The sequence below is a fragment of the Psychromonas sp. MME2 genome (genome assembly GCF_040566515.1).
GTDB lineage: Bacteria > Pseudomonadota > Gammaproteobacteria > Enterobacterales > Psychromonadaceae > Psychromonas.
Map to the genome: position 1 here is coordinate 14256 of NZ_JBEWXI010000011.1, position 21238 is coordinate 35493.

Genomic DNA, 21238 nt, shown 5'->3' on the forward strand with positions numbered 1-21238 from the left:
TGCATGATTAAGTTAAGTAAATGAAAAATTAACAAAATTTGCCAAATCTTTGCTATCTACATTATCAATGTATGGTATTTCAGCTATTTTTGGCGCTTTAATATTTTCACTTAAAAAAGCGACATTTTCTGTATAAAACGGCATGTCACTTTGTAATTGATTAGCTATCCAACCAACCACCTCTAGTCCATCATTAATAATTGCTTGATAGGTCAACAACGCGTGATTTAAACAACCCAACTTCATACCGACCACTAAAATCACAGGTAAACGCTGACTAATCACCCAATCAGAAAGCATCTGCGTATTATTGATAGGTAAACGCCACCCCCCGGCTCCTTCTACCAAAATAATCTCAGCAGCTTGTGCCTGCAGCTTGTGCAAACCACTGGTTATTAGATTAACATCAATGGGTTGCGCTAGAATATCAGCAGCGATATGTGGTGCTATCGGTGGCTCAAAAGCAATGGGGTTAATAGCTTCATAGGCTAGTTTAATACTGCTATGTGTCTGTAAAGTGATGGCATCTTGATTACGCAATCCCTGTTGCGTTAATTGACAACCTGCCGCAATCGGCTTATAAGCAAGCGTTGTAAGTTGCTGCCTATTCGCCGATTGCAACAACGCTTTACAGCAAATCGTTTTACCGACATCGGTGTCGGTACCCGTGACAAAAAAAGTGTGTTGTTTCACTATACTATTTCTCAACCTCTACATAACAAACTTCATAGGTTAATGGGTATTTTTCAAGGTGGTTAATAAAAGGGCACATAGCCTTGTTCGAGCATCTCAATAAGCCGTCTACCCTTGATGGTCGTACCTTGATGCCCATGTACATGGTTTGCTCCAATTCCTTTTAATGCACGCATTACTTCCATCACATTATCGTACTCAAGCACTCGTGTTTCTGTTTTTATAGTGACATGCGTAAAGCCAATGGCGCCTACCACTTTACGAATTTCTGCAAGCGTTATGAATCGATTTGTATGTGGTAAATCATCAACCTGTTTCCAGGCTTGAGTTAATTCATGCAACGATCCATCTAACAGGGTAGAAAAATATAATTTACCGTTAACCGCTAGAATTTTTTTCAGCTGCGTCAAACAATTGCTAAGATCTTCACTCCATTGCAGAACAAGATTAGAAAAAATCAAATCATACTGAGCAACAGCAAAGGGTAAATCATCGATATCGCCCTGTTGTAGTTTAACACTGGGCAATCCCTTAGCCGCTACTTCATCTAGCATCGCTGGGGATAAATCGAAACAGGTAATTAATGCATTGGCATTATTATGATAGAGTTTTTCGCTGAAATAGCCTGTACCGCAACCTAAATCTAGGATATGCGTGAATGCCCTACTATCTATTTTCGACAATAACGAAATGCCAATATCGCGTTGTAACATGGCGAATTGATCGTAATATTTAGCCGCCTTAGAAAAAGATTCTGCAACCGCATTTTTATCTATTTTTGTGTAATGATTAATATTCATTTAATACTCGGCGAATGGCCGTAACCAACTGTTTAACATCTTCTAACTCATGGCTTGCCGTTAACGTTATACGTAAACGAGCGCTATTTCCGGCACAGTCGGAGGGCGAATAGCGGTCACCCATAAACCCATCTGTTTTAGTTTATTAGCAACCGCGACACAACGTTTACTATCACCCATGATAATAGGTTGAATAGCCGTGTGGGAATCCCCTAGTTGGATCTCATTTTCACAAGCTAAGCGTCGAAAGGTGGCAATTAATTCACTTAATTTATCGCGTCGCCACTGCTCTTTTTCTGCAATAGTGCAGGCTTGACTAATACAGTAGGCCATTGCCGGAGGCATGCCGGTACTATATATGTAAGGTTTGGAATAATTAGTTAAGTAATCAATCAGTTTTTTAGAGCCTGCAACAAATGCCCCACCAACACCTAACGCCTTACCAAAGGTCGCCATATAAATTGGTATATCACGGTTTACTAACCCTGCGGCTTGCACACTACCTTGACCATTTTTACCAACCACACCGAGTCCGTGGGCATCATCGATCATTAACCATGCATCACTGCTTTGGGCTTGTGCGTGCAGCGCGCTAATGGGGGCACAATCCCCATCCATGCTAAACACACCTTCACTGATAATGAGCTTATTAGTTTGTTCCGCCTTACTCAGTAAATGGCCTAAATGAGCAATATCATTGTGCTTAAATCGTTGCATTTTACAGGGAGCTAAGAAGCCAGCTTCCATTAGCGAAGCATGATTTAGTTTATCCTGTAGTAAGATATCTTGCTTATTGAGTAGCAATTTTATGATGGCTTGATTGGCTGAGTAACCTGAATTAAACAAGGCAACGGCTTCAACGCCTAACCATGATTGCAACTGTGCAGATAACTCAGCGTGCGCCTGATTGTAACCAGTGACAAGAAAAGAGCCACCGCTGCCAACACCATATAAATCCGCCCTTTTTGCCATGCTTTTATTAGTGAAGGGTCAGAAGCTAGGCCAAGATAGTCATTACTAGAGAAATTAAGGTAGCTTTTTTGCTCAAACGTTAACAACCGTTCTTGTTTACCCGTTACCGTACTACAAGCGCGATAAAGGCCTTGATCGGCACGCTCCTGCAACTGTGCATCAATGAAATCAAAGGCCATCAGTTAACTCCAGTTAATCGCTATTTAAAGCACACTTGTTGCGTCATAAAAAAGTTCATCTTTTTCATTATGACGAACAATGGCCGCAGCAACGGGTTGCTCTTTTTCATAGGGAGAAAAATTAACCGCCTCTTTATTAATACCTAATTTATTAAATAACTGCTGATCTGAATTTTCATCGGGGTTGGCCGTGGTTAATAATTTACAGCCATAAAAGATAGAGTTTGCACCTGCCATAAAACATAAGGCTTGTGTCTGCTCAGACATTTTTTCACGTCCAGCCGATAAACGTACATGCGATTTAGGCATTAAGATACGGGCAATTGCAATAGTTTTAATAAAAGTAAACTCATCCAAGTCATCCACACTATCAAGCGGCGTACCCTGTACTTTCACTAATTTATTAATCGGAACACTCTCAGGTTGCTGTGGCATGTTAGCCAGTTGCACCAATAACCGCTGAATCTGTACCAGCTTCACCTAAACCGACAATACCGCCGCTACAGACTTTCATTCCCGCTTTGCGTACGTTATCTAAAGTATCGAGTCTATCTTGATAGCTGCGTGTCGTGATGATTTTGTCGTAATATTCTGGAGAAGTATCTAAATTATGGTTGTAGTAATCTAATCCAGCTTCAGAGAGCTGTGCTGCTTGTTGGCTATCAAGCATCCCAAGAGTCATACATGACTCAAGTCCTAGTGATTTCACCTCTTTTATCATCTCAACCAAATAGGGCATATCACGCGCTTTCGGATTTTTCCATGCTGCCCCCATGCAAAAACGAGTCGAGCCCGTCTGTTTTGCTTCTTTAGCAGCTTTGATAACCTTTTCAACTTCCATCAACTGCTGTTTTTCAAGTCCTGTATCATAACGTGCACTTTGCGGACAATATTTACAATCTTCAGGGCAAGCACCTGTTTTAATAGACAATAATGTACTTACTTGGACTTGATTAGGTAAGAAATTAGCACGATGTACAGTTTGCGCCTGAAAAAGCAGATCCATAAAAGGCATTGCATACATAGCTTCGACTTCTGCAACGGACCAGTCGTGACGAATTTGCGTTTGGTTAGCAGAGTTGCTGCTCATAATCGATCTCACTTCGCTTAAAATAGTTTGGCTAGTTTAATCTTGCAGGCTACACTGTCAACTTTTTAGCGCAAAACACTTTACATCCGATTAAAAAGCGAGCAATTATGACCATTGACCTACAATTTGATAGTAAACATATCTGGCATCCCTACACTTCAATGGTTGACCCGCTTCCCTGCTATGGCGTAGTTTCCGCAGACAAATGCCTAATTAAACTCGATACGGGGGAGCTGCTAATCGATGGAATGTCATCTTGGTGGGCATGTTTATTTGGCTATAATGTAGCGGAGCTAAACGAAGCGGGCTAAGAATCAACTCGATAAAATGTCACATATCATGTTTGGAGGGTTAACTCATCAACCAGCCATTGAATTAGCAAAAAAATTAGTCGAAATAACACCTGATGGGCTTGATAAAGTTTTCTTAGCCGACTCAGGTAGTGTTAGCGTTGAAGTTGCGCTTAAAATGGCACTGCAATATTGGCACTCACGAGGCACACCTAGAAGTCAATTTTTAACGATACGTAATGGTTATCACGGTGATACCTTTGGGGCGATGTCAGTGACTGACCCAATAGGATCAATGCATGAGTTATATCATAATTTTTTACCTACTCATTTATTTGCTCCTCAACCTGCTATTGCCTTTAATGAATCGTGGCAAGCGGAGGATCTCAATGCTATCACTGAACTGGTTTTACAACATAAAGATAACATAGCTGCGATTATTGTCGAGCCGATCGTGCAAGGCGCTGGGGGAATGTACTTTTATCACCCTGAATATTTAAAAGGTCTACGCAAATTATGTGACCAACATGATTTACTGCTCATTACCGATGAGATAGCAACAGGGTTTGGCCGTACAGGAAAAATGTTTGCCTGTGAACACGCTGCCATTAGCCCGGATATTTTATGTATTGGCAAGGCGATTACTGGCGGTTATATGAGTCTAGCGGCAACCTTAACCAGTGACAAAGTGGCAACCACTATTAGTCAAGGGAAAGCGGGAGTCTTTATGCACGGGCCAACCTTTATGGGTAATCCGCTTGCCTGTGCCGTTGCCTGTGCTGCGATTGATAAACTGATTGCCTGCAATTGGTCAGAAAAAGTTTCCACCATTGAAAAATTTTTGCAAGAGAATTTAGCACCTTGTCAAACGCTAGCCAAAGTCAAAGCGGTACGCGTATTAGGGGCAATTGGTGTGGTGGAAATGCAAGAAAATGTCAATATCGCAGAAATACAAAAGCAATTTGTCGAGTTAGGGGTTTGATCCGTCCCTTGGTAAATTGATTTATATCATGCCACCCTATGTAATTTCTGAACAGCAACTTAAAACACTCTGTTCTGCTATATATACGGTAGCAAAATAGTATAAAAATCACGATGTAGAATATCTATACTTCAATTTTTTGCCTCGCATCTCGGCACTATATTCCTTGCTGACTTTGCATCTTGAAGTGTCATGCGTATAAGTTCACCCCACCGCATTAATAATTGCGGTGGGAGTACAATCAAGACCCACTTAACCACCAAACAGACGAGCCAATAGAGATAACTGCCCATTTAAATAATTTAAATCCGTTTTGGCATAATAAAAGGCAAAGACGACCGTTGCCGACATGATCACAATTAAGAATTTGTCTGGCGTATTATCCCCTTCACGCCGCTTTTTATTCCATGTATTAATAATGGCAAGAACAGAAACAATGCAGCACGACCAAAGTAAATACATAAATATTTTGATTTCCACAAATTGATAATATTGCTCCGATTCAACACCAACATGGTTCATAATCAAGGGCTCAAAAAATTCTCGCGCATAGTGAAAAAGTAGCATATAACCTAAAAATGCAGCCCATAAAAAAACAGTAAGCCAAAGCATCAATAAACGTCGCCACTCATGTGCATTATGCAGACGTTCTCTTATATACCTCTGTTCCATTATAAATCCTAATAAAAATCGATGATTATCAATCATAGACTTGTATCTGGCACTAGCCAAGGTAAGATATGCAGCAATTAATTTTTTTTACTAAGTAACAGTGAAAACTGTGATTATGGAGCAATAATTCAGATGTCAAAAACAGCGATTGTTGAAATTTTCAACAGCAAATTCCCAATCGGAACTACGGTGACAGTTCAAGGATGGATCCGTACACGTCGAGATTCAAAAGCAGGTATTTCTTTTTTAACGGTTTACGATGGTTCTTGCTTTGATCCAATTCAAGCAGTGGTTCCTGCTGAATTAGAAAATTACAGCTCTGAAATCCTCAATTTAACTGCAGGTTGCTCAGTTCAAGTAACGGGTGAATTAGTTGAAAGTCCTGGAAAAGGACAAAATTTCGAGATCCAAGCGACTCAAGTCAATGTACTTGGTTTTGTGGAAGATCCTGAAACTTATCCAATGTCCGCGAAGCGCCATAGTATTGAATATTTACGTGAGCATGCTCATTTGCGTCCACGCACAAACATCATCGGTGCAGTAACACGTGTTCGTAACTGTCTTTCTCATGCTATTCATAACTTTTTTTATGAAAAAGGGTTCAACTGGATCAGCACCCCAATTATCACGGGCAGTGACTGTGAAGGCGCGGGTGAAATGTTTAGAGTCAGTACTCTTGATTTAGAAAATCTTCCACGCACAGAGCAAGGCGCGATTGATTATAAAAAAGACTTTTTTGCTAAAGAGACCTTTTTAACGGTTTCTGGACAATTAAATGCTGAAACTTACGCCTGTGCATTAAGTAATGTTTATACATTCGGTCCTACATTCCGTGCAGAGAATTCAAATACAACCCGTCACCTTGCAGAATTTTGGATGGTTGAACCTGAAATCGCCTTTGCTGACCTCGCTGATGCAGCTCAACTTGCTGAAGACATGCTTAAATATGTCTTCAAAGCGGTGTTAACTGAACGTGCCGATGATATGGCATTTTTTGCAGATCGTGTTGATAAAGAAGCAATTACTCGCTTAGAAAAAATGATCAGCTCGCCATTCGTGCGCATGGACTACACCGATGCGATTGAAATTTTACAAAACTGTGGCAAAGAATTCCAATACCCCGTTGCATGGGGCGTTGATCTGCAATCTGAACATGAACGCTATTTAGCGGAAGAACATATTGGTGCGCCAATTATTCTGCAAAACTATCCTAAAGATATTAAAGCGTTTTATATGAAACTCAATGCTGATGGTAAAACCGTTGCCGCAATGGATGTATTAGCACCGGGTATTGGTGAGATTATCGGCGGCAGCCAACGTGAAGAAAACTTACAGGCACTTGATAAACGTCTCGAAGAGATGGGGTTAAATCAAGAGGACTACAGCTGGTATCGTGATTTGCGTAAATATGGCACCGTACCACATGCAGGCTTTGGGCTTGGATTTGAGCGTTTGGTTTCTTACGTTACTGGTGTACAAAATATCCGTGATGTTATTGCCTTCCCACGTGCACCAGGTTCAGCAGACTTTTAAAAAAATTAGATAATTACACTCGATATAAATCCGATGTACTACACATCGGATTTTTTATACCTGAAAGGAAAATCGCTATTTTTTCTTATACCAACTCCGGTAAGTATGTGATCTAAATTTTGCGTAGGAAAAACAGCTTAATTCAAGGCGTAATTTGACGTAAATGGTTATTCCCTTTGCAAAAATTACAACGCAGCAGTAAGTTGTTTTAACCAGTAAAATAGATCAGCTATTTATCGGAATTGGTATTAATTGATAGTCACTCTATTTCGCCCAGATTCTTTCGAGTTATACAGCGCCACATCTGCTTTAGCGATGATTGAATGTGCAGAGTCTCCTTCTTGATATAGGGATACGCCAAAGCTTGCAGTTAAACATCCAACATCGGAAAAATTATATACACTTATGTTTTTTCTTAAATTTTCAGCTAGGTTATAAACACCTTCTTTAGATGTTTCCGGACAAATCACTAAGAATTCCTCCCCTCCCCAACGACCGACAGTATCAACATGTCTAATATTAGTTGTTAATATATTAGCAAATTCGACCAACACACTATCTCCTGCTTGATGGCCATAGCGATCGTTAACACCTTTAAAATAATCTATATCGATTAAAATCACTGCGAAAATATTGCCATAACGTAGAGAGCGTTCCTGCTCTTGTTGTAATACTCAATTAAGTTTTGCTCTATTATAAAGCCCAGTGAGCTTATCGGTAATAGATAATTTTTTAAGTGTCTCATTATTTTTCTTAAGTAAATTTTGTGTACGTCTCAACCTAGTGAGGGCAATTTCAGTTTTCTTTTTTTCCCTCCTGAGCGTTCTATTCCACCAAAGTACGACCAAAATAATCACTAAGGTAATCGACAAAACAAGCCATAAAAGTGTGTAATTTGTGGTTTCAACCATTTGAAAGGAAAACCATTTCTGTTGTGTATCCGTGTGAAAATTAGCAGGCAATGCTAAATAAGCTTTGCTTAAAATAGAAGCAAGCTCTGGCCATTCTTTAGGCGCTATAAAGCTATAGTCAATACTGCCGTATCCCGATGGTGCACTAATCTTAAGATTATTAAGTTGCCCATGAACGGCCATGTAATTGGCCACGGCAACATTACCAATATAAGCATCCGCTTTTTCATTATTGACCATTTCTAATGCTTTGATACTAGAAGGAACATTAATTATTTGTATTTCGGGATAGTCGTTAGCTAACCACTTATTCGTTAAATAGCCTTTTTCAATCGCAACCAATTTTCCATTAAGATCGCTCATTTTACCGATGAATGGTGAATTTTTATGGGTGATAATCATCATCGGGTAGGAAAGGTAACTTTCACCGAAAGCGAATCTTAAAGCACGCTCTCTGTTTTTTACTGAAAAAGCAAGTGTATCAAAATCATGCCGTGTCCCTTCGACCATATCCATAGCACCAGCAAGTGACAAATTATTAACAACAAATTCAGCTTTAAAACCAGCATGACTCGCGATGGCAGAAAGATAATCGACTGCTATTCCTGCTGGTTTACCATCACGCAGTAGCTCAAATGGAGGTCGGTCCGATCTTATTCCAAAGCGTATTATTGGGTGTTCCGCTATAAAATTTTGCTCTGCCCTATTGAGAGAAAAATCAGATGAAGCAAATATCCATTTTTGTTTAAGTTTTTGAATTTTCTCTTCCGGAATAGCGCTATTTGCCTTTTCAAGCAGCGATTTAAGAATAACATTTCCCTTTACAACCCCCATCGGTAACTCAGTTTTAGTTGTAACGCCCGCATCTTTAACGTTTATAATCTTAAGATTACTACGCCAATCTAGTTGTATGTAATAGGTTAATCCCGGGAGACTACCTATAACCGCATAAGCTTCATCATTAGAAACAGCGGCAATGCCTTTGGTATCTCTATCAACTAAGAGTAAATTAATATCCGGAAAGTGTTTTGCTAGGTAACTATGTAAAAATGATTTTTCAAGTACTGCTACTATTTTACCATTTAGGTCCAACATAGAACGAATGGTTTCTCCCTTGCGAACTGCAAACCCAGTGCTATAAATCAAATGATTAAAATTTGTATATTCAACTCGCTCTCTGCGCTCCGGTGTCACCGCAATATGTGGAATAACATCAATACTCCCCGTGCTAAGTAAGTGCATTTGCTCATTCCACGGTTTGGTGGCAAAACGTACTTCTTTACCTAACTGCTGTGCAATTAATCGCATAAATTCAACAGTGTAGCCAGATGGCTTACCATCTTTAATAAAGTCAAAGGGAGCAAAATCATTCATACTCCCTACGGTAATATAAGCTTTTGTATCAAGATATTTTTTTTCTGCTTCCGTGAATACTATCGATTTATATTCGCTCTCGTTACTTATCTCCGTTTTAATAAAAAACCATCTATTTTCAATTTCCATTTTAGAAGTACGAGAAATCGCAGCGAGCCCTTTATTGATAATTGAAATCGCTTCGGGATAATCAGCCCTAAAAGAAAAAGAAGATCTAAAGTGCTATCAGGAATCAAAGCCACTGTTTTCATAAAAGGGGATTTGGCTTTATCCACATGATAAATAATATTGGCTTCAATTGTCGCGTCAATATCGCCAACGATAAGCGCATCAACGACCTCTGAAAGCGAGTTCATCGGCACAGCAATAACGCCTTCGTATCTATCTAATAATGATTTATTAAACTGATTATCAGCTTGGTAGCCAACCCGTTTTCCAGCTAAATCTTGCACTGATTGTATATTTTTAGGATTTGTATCTGCGACAATCAACGCTTTTTGCACTGTAAAATAGGGTTTACTATATAGATAATCATGCGCATCAGCAAAATGCCTTGAAGATGTACTGACACCATCAATATCACCCGCTTTTAGTTTTGCTACCATTTCCCCCAAGTGCCAGAGGTTAATTGAAAATTTGCGCCGGTATTCTTATTTATCAGATTTAAAATATCATTATCGAGACCGATAATCGTGCCATCGGCCTGTTTGATAATGTACGGTTCCAACTGGAGTCTGAGCCAAGTGTTATGGTGGGATGTGCTTTTATCCACGCTTTTTCGCTCTCGGTAAGAGTCACATGGGCAGCATTTACATTGCTAACAATTAATAAACATAGCGTAACGAGCAATGAAGCGATGGTCGTGCTCCATTTTCTATTAAAGTTTAATTTGCAACGTCGTTTTTTGGGCATAAAGCAGCTCTCGTTCCATCATCTATATTTTTTCAGTTCCATAATCCAAATATTTTTAGTCAGCTGGTATTAACCTATTAATTATAGGGCAATTTTAAGCCATAAATCTTGAATTGTAATTCAATTGTTAAAATAATGCGTACTAACACAGTAAATCGGTTATTTTTCAAGGCAGATTAATGGTCTTAATAAAAAGCCAACATAAATGTTGGCTTTGTATAAGGTAAGAAAAGCAGATAGAAAAGTTAGGCTTCGTTATGTAATTCCAAACTAGCAATTTCTTCTTTTTGTTCTTGGATTTTTTTTGCATCCTCACTTCTAAGGCTTGCTAAATAATCAAAATAGTTTTGATCAATATCGCCAGTCACGTAAATGCCATCGAATACGGAACATTCAAATTCCTTAATATCTGGATTTTGTTTACCAACAGCATCTTTGAGATCCTGTAAATCCTGGAAAATCAAGCCATCCGTTCCAATGCAAGCATTTATTTGTTCGACACTGCGATTGTAGGCAATTAACTCCGATGCCGTTGGCATATCAATACCATAAACATTAGGATGACATACCTGTGGTGCGGCTGAGGCTAGGTAAACTTTTGTTGCACCAGCATCCCTGACCATCTCAACAATCTGCTCTGACGTAGTACCACGTACAATGGAGTCATCGACGAGTAAAACTGATTTACCCTTGAATTCCGTAGTAATAGGATTAAGTTTACGACGCACTGAATTACGACGCTGAGTTTGCCCTGGCATAATAAAAGTACGACCGATATAGCGATTTTTTACAAATCCCTGGCGATAAGGCAGCCCCAACTCTAATGACATTTGTAATGCAATATCATTAGACGTTTCTGGAATAGGGATAATTGCATCAATATCAATATCAGCCCATTCACGTTTGATCTTAGCACCTAATTTACGCCCCATCTCCAAACGCGCTTCGTAAACTGAGATACCGCTTAACGTAGAATCGGGTCTAGCTAAATATACATATTCAAAGATACATGGGTTAAGGCTAGTTTGTTGCGCACACTGTTTGGTGAATAATTGACGGTCTTCGGTAATATAAATCGCTTCTCCGGGCTCAACATCACGTATTACTTTAAAACCAATGGTATCGAGTCCGACACTCTCAGAAGCAACGATATACTCTAAGTCCCCTTCATCGGTTTTCCGAGAACCAAGTACTAAAGGACGGATTCCGTTAGGGTCTCGAAATGCCACTAAGCCATGGCCAATGACTAATGAAACAACACCATAGGCACCTTTAATTTGCTTATGGACAGCACTAACAGCATTAAAAATATCATCGGCTGATAACTTGTCTGATTCAGCTTTATCTAATTCTGCAGCAAAAATATTAAGTAATACTTCTGAATCTGAAGTGGTATTAATATGACGGCGAGATTTAATTAAAGATTCACGTAACCACGGTGCATTAGTCAAATTACCGTTATGTGCTAGCGCAAGCCCCCAAGGTGAATTAACATAAAATGGTTGCGCCTCAGCGGCACTTGAACTACCAGCCGTTGGGTAACGAACATGGCCAATACCAATCGTTCCTTTTAGACGTTGCATGTGTTTAGATTCAAACACATCCTTGACTAATCCATTCGCTTTACGCTGTTTAAAGTTATCATCTGCGATAGTTATAATACCTGCCGCATCCTGTCCTCGATGCTGCAAAACGGTCAATGCATCATAAATACTTTGATTAACCGGTGTTGAGCCAACGATGCCAACAATTCCACACATAAATTCACGCCTTTGTTTTTATAGATAGTTTAAGATTAATTTTAAATATATGTTTCAATCCAACATTTCCCTATTGAATTGGTTGATATTACTTATATATTAGGGTTTTTAGCAATCTACTTAAATCCCATAATTTCCACTAATTATTATATTGGTGAATTTATTTCCTAGCTAAAAGCGCATACCCATTATGCGGTCAGCTTATTTAAAAAACTGGATGAGTTTTCAATATGTTCAAAAAACCATTCAATGATAATACCAAATTGGGGTATTAAAGTAGAATTTGTCCACCATTCTGCTTGATTTAACGCAGTAAATGAGTCGATGAAAAATAATATAGCGCTAACAATTAATACACCTCGAATAGCACCAAAAACGAGACCGACAACACGGTCAGTACCAGATAATCCAGTAACCGTTACCAGTCTGTTCACTATATAATTGACCAGCGCGCCGAGTAGTAAAACTGAAATGAATAGAATGGCGATGGAAACCGAATCTCGTACTAGTTTATCGGCTATTTGAGTTAAATATTGCGACAGTTCTGGGTAGAAATTACTGGCTATAAAAAATGCACAAAACCAAGTGACGAGTGAAATAGCTTCTTTTGTAAAGCCGCGGAGTAGACTAATAAACGCTGAAAATATAATAATACCGAGAATCGTGAAATCAAACCAATTCATTGTTATCCCTAATAATCTTTTAACCAGTTATAAACGACCGCATTCTAGCAGAAGTAAAAATGAAATGCTGTAAATTATCTATGGGTTTACCGCATTAAAGGGGATTAATTGACCTTTCAAATTTGTTAAACGTTTTAACTGAGGCAACTGTTTTTCAAGTTTTTCTTTAGAGACATCGGGCCCCACAAAAACACGCGTTAATTGACCATCAACGACTTCAGAAGGAACGGTATGTGCCTGAAAGCCGGCCTTATGCAGTTTTTTTAACAACTGATTAATATTTTCGGCATTTTGAAAAGCGCCCAACTGTATCGTCCAGGCTTTGTCAGGGAGCGTTTTTTTTATCGATTTTGCTGTTTCAATAGCATTTAACTCTGATTTGTTAGCTTCTTCACCTGTCTCATCATTTTTAATGGTGACGGTGGGCGCTACTTCCTGAATTTCCCAATCAGTATTATCGATCACATCAATTGGTTCATTCTTTTTATGCTCTACGGAATCAATAAGGTCATGATCACTATCTGGCGAACTATCAGCAACGGCAACTTGCGTATGTTCTTTAATAAGCGGTTTAATTGGCGTGGCCACAAATTCATCTTGATAGGTCGCTTTTTTACCATCAATGATAGAAGGTAAAAAAATAACCACCGAAGCAACCACAATCGTTACACCAACTAATCTATTTTTGAACTGAGAAGCCACGTTTTATCCTTGCGAAAAAGTTAAAAAATCCGAAACCGTAAAGAAGGATCCAAAAATAACAATAATATCAGATGAAGTCACCCGATTGGCGACGGATTTATAAGCTAACTCTATATTTTCAAAACAAGTTACCTGTTGGTGACTATCCTTACTTTGCTGGTAACTACTCAGCAAAGATTGACAGCTAGCCCCTCTAGCACAGGCTAAAGAGATTAAATTGCAATCATCAATTTGGCCATTAATCACATCAAAAGTGCCGATAACATCTTTATCTCGCAGCATACCAATAATAGCAAAAACGCGGCAGTTATCTTTTGCTTGACGTAACTGTTCTATTTGTGAAGCGAGATATTGGGCGGATTGTGGGTTATGAGCGACATCAATATAGAGATCACAAACAGCGCCAGTTACACATTTTTGCAACCGCCCCGCCAACTTCGCCTGTTGTATTGCACGACACAACACGCTTTTATCGATATCAAGCGCTAATGCTTCGATAACTGCCAGTGCCGTTGACGCATTTTGCCTCGGCATTAACGTCTGCGGGATATCTTTAATGGTGCTTTTTCCGCACCAATCCCAACTGGATACTTTATCAGTAAAGTGAAAATCTTTATTGGCATAGTAAATATCAGCACCAATATCTTTGGCATGATTAACTAGGGATTGTGGTGGCTCATATTCGCCACAAATAACCGGCTTATTTCGGCGAAATATCCCCGCCTTCTCATAACCAATTTTTTCACGGTTATCACCTAACCAATCTACATGGTCAATGGCAATGGTCGTTATAACGCTAATATCAGACTCCACCATATTAGTGGCATCCAGACGACCACCCAGACCAACCTCTAAGAGAATAAAATCACAGTTCTCTTTTTTAAGTAGCGCTAGACAACCCAAAGTAACAAACTCAAAATAACTTAACGAGATTTCTTTTCTTGTTTTCTCAATGAGTTCGAATGCTTGGCAATGATCTTCAGCACTTAACTCCTGTTTATTAATGCGTAAACGTTCGCTATAACGCAAAATATGAGGGGAACTATAAACACCGACTTTATAACCAGCCTGCATCAAAATTTCTTCTAAAAAAGCACAGGTAGTGCCTTTACCATTAGTGCCACCGACGGTGATCACCATTGCATCAAAATGAATTAAATCGAGCGCTTTGCCGACTTTAGATATACGCGTTAATCCAAGCTCTATCTCACTAGGGTGAAGCTTTTCAATATAGCTTAACCACGCTTCTAAGCTGTTGTGCAACATTATCTCGTTTTCCATATTTTCCACTATATATCTAAAAACAACGGGCCACAATTTACCTTAGGTAAGGCAAATTCAGTAGGATAGTCAACCTCAACCAGATACAACCCCCCTGGTTTTGCAGTTGCAGCCGCCAAGGAACGGTCTTTATATGCAAGTAAAGTTTGTAACCAGTCAATGGGCTGATTACCACGTCCAATTTCAATTAAACTGCCGGCTATATTGCGTACCATGTGGTGCAAAAAAGCATTGGCTTTAATATCTATGATAATAAAATCCTTGCGACGGACAATATTAAGATACTCAATGGTGCAAACCGGGCTGCTAGCTTGACAATGCAATGCACGAAAGGAGGTGAAATCTTGCTCACCGAGGAGATATTGACCTGCCTGATGCATTAACTCGGCATCAAGAGGTACATGATAATGACTTAACCCCGTACGTAGGATCCCCGGACGAAATTGACCATTATAAATAATATAACGGTAGCGGCGGGCTGTTGCACTAAAACGGGCATGAAAAGAGTCGTCAACCTGGGTCATCCAACGTACAGCAATATCATCGGGTAAATTTGCATTCACACCCAATGTCCAAGCGACATCTTTACGTGCCGCAGTGGTGTCAAAATGAATCACCTGCCCTGTACCATGAACTCCCGTATCGGTCCGTCCAGCACAACTTACCGTTACTGGATGGTTGGCAACAATTGATAATGCTTTTTCTAACTCTTCTTGAACCGATATCACTTCTTTTTGGCGTTGCCATCCATAATATGCGCTTCCATCATATTCAATACCCAGTGCGATACGCATTGATAGTTCACCCTAAATTTAAAAGGTGCAGTATAAATTTTAAAAGCGCTGCTTGCAATTATAGCTGGGGGTTATATATAAAATGTATAGAAATAAATAGACGAGGACGTTTTATTCAAGTAACGCTTTGCCATAGCGCGCTTGGCTGAGGGGGGCTACTTTTAAAACATCAACATTAGCTTCATCAACAATTTGTAGCGCGGAATGAATGGCACTATTATTATTCGCAATAATATTTATATCGTACTTATGTTCATGATAATTAAAATAAACTTTTAATATACCATGCTCTAATTTCCAATGACCGTGATAATCCTCCTTATCAAAAACACTGGTAATATAAAGACAATTATTTTCTTCAAACTTCAACAAGATGGACTGATTCTTTTGTGAGGTTACTAACCAAGAATGAGCAACCACCTCCGTTTCCGTCAATTTACGTTTTTCTAATTCCCAAAGAATATAATCCCCTTCAGTGATAATAAAAGAGCGAAAGTCATCATCTAGCAAATCCAGCGATAAGCTTTTTTTATTAATAAACCTTTTTTCATAGGTAAATAAAATTACCTTACAATCTAAATCTGATAGTAGTGGAAATAGCAGCATCTCAATCTCAACGTTACCTCATACTCATATAAGGTAAAATTAGTTGAGATTAGAGAAACTAGAGTAAGTGAAAGTGATTAAATTTGAGGGGGGTCATATAAAAAGGTAAAGAGATCAGTTTTAGTTGATTTGTATCACAACCGATTCGGGGAATATAGGCCATTTTCACGGCCTATATTGTATTCTTCCTGATAACCTGATTTATCTATTCTTTCTTTTTAGACACTGCGCGTTTCTTCGTTTGCTCTTCTACCCATTTATCATTAATAAATTTAGCAGTCCAGCCCGTCGCTTTCTTATCTACCTCAGTCATCACATACTGCTCTTTATTTTTACGACTATAACGAACAATAGCGAGATTGCCTTCAGGATCCTGTTGCGGCGCATCGGCTAAATAGTAAAATTTAGGCGAAATACGTTCCCTAAAACGCGCTAACTCAGCGACCTTAGGTGCTCTCGTTTCACGCGAGCGAGGGAACGTACTTGCCGCTAAAAATAGCCCTGAAGCACCATCCCTTAGAATAAAATGCGCGTCACTCTGTTCGCATTCTAATTCAGGTAGGTCAACGGGATCTTCTTTTGGCGGTGCGACTTCACCATTACGTAATATTTTACGCGTATTCTTACACTCTTCGTTAGTACATCCCATATACTTACCGAAACGACCATCTTTTAACTGCATATCATGACCACATTTATCGCACTCTACAATCGGGCCATCGTATCCTTTAATTTTAAACTCGCCCATCTCAACAATATGCCCATCACACAGCGGATTATTGCCGCAGACATGCAATTTACGTTTTTCATCGATCAGGTAACTATCCATTGCCATATCACATTTAGGGCAACGTTTTTTAGCCATTAAGGCTGCAGTTTCGGCGTCTTCAGTCGTTAAAAGATCAATCACCTCTTCCCCATCAACTAGATTGATCGTGGTTTTACAACGCTCTTTAGGGGGAAGCGCATAGCCCGAACATCCTAAAAAGACACCTGTTGAAGCCGTTCGGATACCCATTGCTCGCTCACAACTTGGGCAACGAACATCATCAATAATGACTGGTTCATTGAGACGCATGCCGCCCTCTTCAACGGGAAGCTCTGCTTTTTCCAATAGCGATGTTAAATCATTATAAAAGCGATCTAACTCTGCAGTCCAACTTGCTTTTCCTTCTGCAATAGCATCAAGATTAGCCTCCATTTGTGCAGTAAAATCGTAACTCATCAACTCAACAAAGTTTTCGCTTAATCGGTCGGTAACTATTTCGCCCATTTTAACGGCATAGAAACGACGTTTATCTACTTTTACATAGCCGCGATCTTGAATTGTTGAAATGATACTTGCATAGGTCGAAGGACGGCCTATTCCCTGCTTTTCAAGCTCTTTTACCAAGGCAGCTTCAGTAAAACGGCAGGCGGCTTGGTGAAATGTTGTTGAGGATCAAGTTCAATTAAGTTCAGTGATTCACCAACCGCTAAATCTGGCAACTGCACATCATCTACTTTATTTTTTGCAACGGGTTGCGCTTTGGTCCAACCTGCAAAACGCATCGTGCGCCCCTTCGCACGTAATTGATAATTACCAGCTTCAACAATTAACGTACTTGCATCATAAAGCGCGGGTAACATTTGACATGCTAAAAACTGACGCCAAATCAGCTCATAAAGACGTTGCGCATCACGGTCTACTCCGTTTAAAAAAGAAGCAAGCTGTTTCACGTCAGAAGGACGTATCGCTTCATGCGCTTCTTGAGCGCCAGATTTACTGCTATAAGCAATCGCTTCTTTGGGTAGATAATTAGATCCAAACTCTTCGTTAATATAATCACGAGCAGAAGCAACGGCGTCCTTACTTAAATTAGTCGAATCTGTTCGCATATAAGTGATGTAACCAGCTTCATACAGACGTTGTGCCAGCATCATGGTTTTTTTCACACCAAACCCTAATCTTGTACTGGCAGCCTGTTGTAGTGTTGAGGTGATAAATGGCGCACTTGGCTTACTCGTTGTCGGTTTGTCTTCCCGAGAAAGTAATTTATACTGTTCAGGTTTTAATAAATCAACGGCATGCATCGCCTGCGCTTTATTAGTCGGTTTAAAAGCTTGTCCATTTACTTTAAAAACTTCTAAACGTAAGTCGATTTTTTTATTGGTCTGTACGTTGGCATGCAGATCCCAAAATTCATCGGGATTAAATGCTTTGATTAAACGCTCACGTTCAACAATCAAACGTACGGCCACGGATTGTACACGTCCAGCAGAGAGTCCTCGTGCAACCTTTTTCCATAATAATGGGGAGACCATGAAACCAACAACACGATCTAAAAATCGACGCGTTTGTTGAGCATTAACGCCATCAATATTTAAATGAGTTGGATGCTGAAATGCTTCTTGGATTGCACTTTCTGTTATTTCGTTAAACACCACTCGTTGATATTTATCGTGGTCACCACCGAGTGTTTCACGCAAATGCCAAGCTATCGCTTCCCCTTCTCTATCCAAATCGGTTGCGAGATAGATAGTCGGGGCATCTTTGGCCAATTTTTGTAGCTCACTGACCACTTTTTCTTTACCGGGCAATATTTCATAACGAGCTTGCCAGTGATTATTAGGATCGACGCCCATGCGAGCAACTAATGCTTCCTGTGCCCGTTTAGCTTTCTCTTTCTCTTTTTGTGCCAGGCGTCATTCCAGTCAAAGATTTTTGTTTCTTAGCTTCGATTGTTTGCTTTGCACTGCCACTAGTCGGAAGATCTCTAATATGACCGACACTTGATTTAACAATAAAATCGTTTCCTAGATATTTATTGATGGTTTTTGCTTTTGCAGGAGATTCCACAATAACAAGTGATTTACTCATAATTCATCTTTACCTAATGTAGTATTAATCGAGGTAGGGAAACCTAATATTATGTTCATCCAATGAACGCTCTTTTTTTATATAATCCAAAGTTGCAAAGAATAGCAACCTATTTTTGCAATTAAGTTGATAAATAGGGGTAAAAAAGCCAACAATAACATGTTGGCTTTGTACATTGGCTGAAAATTAAACGAAAATCAGAATAAACGGTGACTATTAAGTTGTAATAACTTGAAAACACTTTTTTCCAGGGCAACAGATGCAGCTTGCGCAAATTTATCCGTTATTTTTTTACGTTTTGTATATTTTATCTGTACGATATGGCGTTCTGGTAATTGTGCTACTAGATAGTCATCACTGGTAGAAATTTGATCCACTAATTGACGTTCGATAGCCTGTAATCCATACCAATGCTCTCCCGTGGCGACTTTATCTATTTCAACTTGGCTGCGATGTTCACTTACAAATTGTTTAAACAGTTCATGCGTTTCCTGTAATTCTTGCTTAAATTTATCACGACCTTGCTGATCATTTTCACCGAACATGGTTAAAGTTCGTTTATATTCACCCGCTGTCAATTGTTCAAATTCAATATCATGTTTTTTTAATAAACGATTAAAATTGGGGATTTGGGCAATTACACCAATCGACCCTAAAATAGCAAAGGGAGCGGCAATAATTTTATCGGCTATACAAGCCATCATATAACCACCACTTGCGGCAACTTTATCAACAGCAATGGTAAGTGGGATATTACGATCCTTAATGCGTTGTAATTGAGATGCAGCTAAACCATAGCCATGTACCATTCCTCCGCCACTCTCTAAACGGACAAAGACTTCATCTTTTTCACTAGCAACACTTAAAATGGCAGTGATCTCTTCTCGCAAAGAGGCAACTTCTTTCGCATCTATACTCCCTTTAAAATCGACAACATATAATTGCGGCAAACCATCACTCTGCTTGCCATCTTTGAGAGCTTGCTTGGCTAATTTGTCTTTTTCTTTTTGTGCTTTTTTAGCTTCTTTATGGCGTAACTTTAATTGCTGCGCTGTTAATAATTGCTCTTCGATTGTATTTTTTGTTTCTTCTAACTGTTCAGATAAATCAATTAATTCTAACTCACCTTTCTTACTTTTTTGTTTAGCTGTTAGAGCAATAACGGCAAGCAAAGTTATTATTACCGTTAATACAAAAGTGACTGATTTTGCTAAAAACAGACCATAATCAGATAAAAATTCCAATGTTGTATTCCTTTTAAAAAATATATTGCCATATCATGACAAAAAGCGCGTCTCTGTACAAAAGAGTTTGAGTATTTTATGTAAAAAAAGTTAATATTCCTAGATATTGTTAACCAAGAGAAGCGTTATGATCGAATTTCAACCACAGCCAGACTGTTTGGCAGAAAAAACAATTTTAATCACGGGTGCTGGTGATGGAATAGGTAAAACATTAGCGCTGCAATGCGCTGCATTTGGTGCTACGGTTATTTTGCTCGGACGAACCGTAAAAAAACTGGAAGCTGTTTATGATCAAATTGAGCAACTAGGTAAAAAGCAAGCGGCAATAGTCCCTCTGGATTTACAGGGAGCCACAGAGCAGCACTATATTGACTTAGCAAATACAATACAAAATGACTATGGCAAGCTAGATGGTTTAGTGCACAATGCCAGCGAGCTTGGTGTATTAGGGCCCTTCGCCCATATTGAACAAGATACATGGAATGATGTGATGAAAATCAATGTGACGTCAGCATACCTGTTAACAAAATCATTTTTACCCGTTTTAACACTCTCTGAAAATGCCTCGACCATTTTCACAACCTCTTCAGTTGGCACTAAAGGCCGAGCCTATTGGGGTGTTTACAGCGTATCAAAGTTTGCAACAGAAGGTATGATGCAAGTACTTGCAGATGAGTATGAAAACAGCAACTTACGCTTTAATGCGATTAATCCCGGTGCTACCCGTACAGCGATGCGCGCAAAAGCATTCCCAGCGGAAGATAATTCCACATTGAAATTACCCGAAGATATTATGCAAAGCTATTTGTATCTTCTTAGTAATGATAGCATCAATGTCACAGGGCAAGTTTTAAACGCTCAATAATATCATCGTAACAGATAGATGAGTCCTGTTATTTT

General features: G+C 39.3%; 16 protein-coding genes and 4 pseudogenes. 3 read left to right on the plus strand and 17 right to left on the minus strand.

Translation table 11 applies throughout. From position 1 onward, the window contains the following. Positions 1–12: 12 nt before the first annotated feature. The 4 genes and pseudogenes from bioD to bioB form a co-directional block, all read right to left on the minus strand. Positions 13–696 carry a dethiobiotin synthase gene (gene bioD, locus AB1A03_RS09565; protein ID WP_502945944.1) on the minus strand — a complete coding sequence of 228 codons (684 nt, stop codon included), beginning with the start codon at positions 694–696 and terminating at the stop codon, positions 13–15. A gap of 59 nt (positions 697–755) precedes the next feature. After that, positions 756–1493, minus strand: coding sequence for a malonyl-ACP O-methyltransferase BioC (bioC, locus tag AB1A03_RS09570; protein ID WP_354624446.1), 738 nt, complete (start codon positions 1491–1493; stop codon positions 756–758). A 66-nt stretch (positions 1494–1559) separates the two neighbouring features. Then, positions 1560–2465, minus strand: a complete 906-nt coding sequence (locus tag AB1A03_RS09575; RefSeq protein WP_354624447.1) for an 8-amino-7-oxononanoate synthase — start codon at positions 2463–2465, stop codon at positions 1560–1562. A 203-nt stretch (positions 2466–2668) separates the two neighbouring features. Beyond that, positions 2669–3734, minus strand: a pseudogene (gene bioB / locus AB1A03_RS09580) (biotin synthase BioB). A 107-nt stretch (positions 3735–3841) separates the two neighbouring features. Here bioB and bioA point away from each other — a divergent pair. Then, positions 3842–5106, plus strand: a pseudogene (bioA, locus tag AB1A03_RS09585) (adenosylmethionine--8-amino-7-oxononanoate transaminase). Between the two features lie 152 nt (positions 5107–5258). On the opposite strand, the gene AB1A03_RS09590 reads toward bioA, so the two are convergent. Then, complete coding sequence (locus tag AB1A03_RS09590; RefSeq protein ID WP_354624448.1) at positions 5259–5678, minus strand: hypothetical protein; 420 nt, start codon at positions 5676–5678, stop codon at positions 5259–5261. A gap of 132 nt (positions 5679–5810) precedes the next feature. Here AB1A03_RS09590 and asnS point away from each other — a divergent pair, with 132 nt between their 5' ends. Then, positions 5811–7211 carry an asparagine--tRNA ligase gene (asnS, locus tag AB1A03_RS09595; RefSeq protein WP_354624449.1) on the plus strand — a complete coding sequence of 467 codons (1401 nt, stop codon included), beginning with the start codon at positions 5811–5813 and terminating at the stop codon, positions 7209–7211. Positions 7212–7459: 248 nt separating this feature from the next. Here the strand turns inward: asnS and AB1A03_RS09600 are convergent. From AB1A03_RS09600 to sohB, 12 genes and pseudogenes are all read right to left on the minus strand, one after another. After that, positions 7460–7870: pseudogene (locus AB1A03_RS09600) on the minus strand (GGDEF domain-containing protein); the annotation flags it as partial. Positions 7871–7885: 15 nt separating this feature from the next. After that, positions 7886–9625, minus strand: coding sequence for a transporter substrate-binding domain-containing protein (locus AB1A03_RS09605; RefSeq protein ID WP_354624450.1), 1740 nt, complete (start codon positions 9623–9625; stop codon positions 7886–7888). Next, positions 9583–10101: an ABC transporter substrate-binding protein gene (locus AB1A03_RS09610; RefSeq protein WP_354624451.1), complete on the minus strand. Its 519-nt coding sequence runs from the start codon at positions 10099–10101 to the stop codon at positions 9583–9585. The genes AB1A03_RS09605 and AB1A03_RS09610 overlap by 43 nt, the downstream gene beginning before the upstream one ends. A 58-nt stretch (positions 10102–10159) precedes the next feature. Then, positions 10160–10408 (minus strand): hypothetical protein, encoded by a 249-nt coding sequence (locus tag AB1A03_RS09615; protein WP_354624452.1) that lies wholly within the window; start codon positions 10406–10408, stop codon positions 10160–10162. Between the two features lie 245 nt (positions 10409–10653). After that, positions 10654–12168 carry an amidophosphoribosyltransferase gene (gene purF, locus AB1A03_RS09620; protein WP_354624453.1) on the minus strand — a complete coding sequence of 505 codons (1515 nt, stop codon included), beginning with the start codon at positions 12166–12168 and terminating at the stop codon, positions 10654–10656. Positions 12169–12356: 188 nt separating this feature from the next. Continuing rightward, on the minus strand, positions 12357–12851 hold the full coding sequence (locus tag AB1A03_RS09625; protein WP_354624454.1) for a CvpA family protein: 495 nt from the start codon (positions 12849–12851) through the stop codon (positions 12357–12359). 78 nt (positions 12852–12929) lie between these two features. Beyond that, positions 12930–13553 carry an SPOR domain-containing protein gene (locus tag AB1A03_RS09630; protein ID WP_354624455.1) on the minus strand — a complete coding sequence of 208 codons (624 nt, stop codon included), beginning with the start codon at positions 13551–13553 and terminating at the stop codon, positions 12930–12932. A 3-nt stretch (positions 13554–13556) separates the two neighbouring features. Next, positions 13557–14834: a bifunctional tetrahydrofolate synthase/dihydrofolate synthase gene (gene folC / locus AB1A03_RS09635; protein ID WP_354624456.1), complete on the minus strand. Its 1278-nt coding sequence runs from the start codon at positions 14832–14834 to the stop codon at positions 13557–13559. An 8-nt stretch (positions 14835–14842) separates the two neighbouring features. Then, complete coding sequence (gene truA, locus AB1A03_RS09640; RefSeq protein WP_354624457.1) at positions 14843–15628, minus strand: tRNA pseudouridine(38-40) synthase TruA; 786 nt, start codon at positions 15626–15628, stop codon at positions 14843–14845. Positions 15629–15739: 111 nt separating this feature from the next. Next, positions 15740–16234 (minus strand): hypothetical protein, encoded by a 495-nt coding sequence (locus AB1A03_RS09645; RefSeq protein WP_354624458.1) that lies wholly within the window; start codon positions 16232–16234, stop codon positions 15740–15742. Positions 16235–16439: 205 nt separating this feature from the next. Further along, positions 16440–19094 (minus strand): annotated as a pseudogene (gene topA / locus AB1A03_RS09650) (type I DNA topoisomerase). 197 nt (positions 19095–19291) lie between these two features. Beyond that, the gene (sohB, locus tag AB1A03_RS09655) at positions 19292–20338 is read right to left on the minus strand and encodes a protease SohB (protein WP_354624459.1); all 1047 of its coding nucleotides are present in this window, start codon (positions 20336–20338) and stop codon (positions 19292–19294) included. 127 nt (positions 20339–20465) lie between these two features. Between sohB and AB1A03_RS09660 the strand changes: the two genes are divergently transcribed. Next, positions 20466–21203 (plus strand): YciK family oxidoreductase, encoded by a 738-nt coding sequence (locus AB1A03_RS09660; protein WP_354624460.1) that lies wholly within the window; start codon positions 20466–20468, stop codon positions 21201–21203. Positions 21204–21238: the final 35 nt, after the last annotated feature.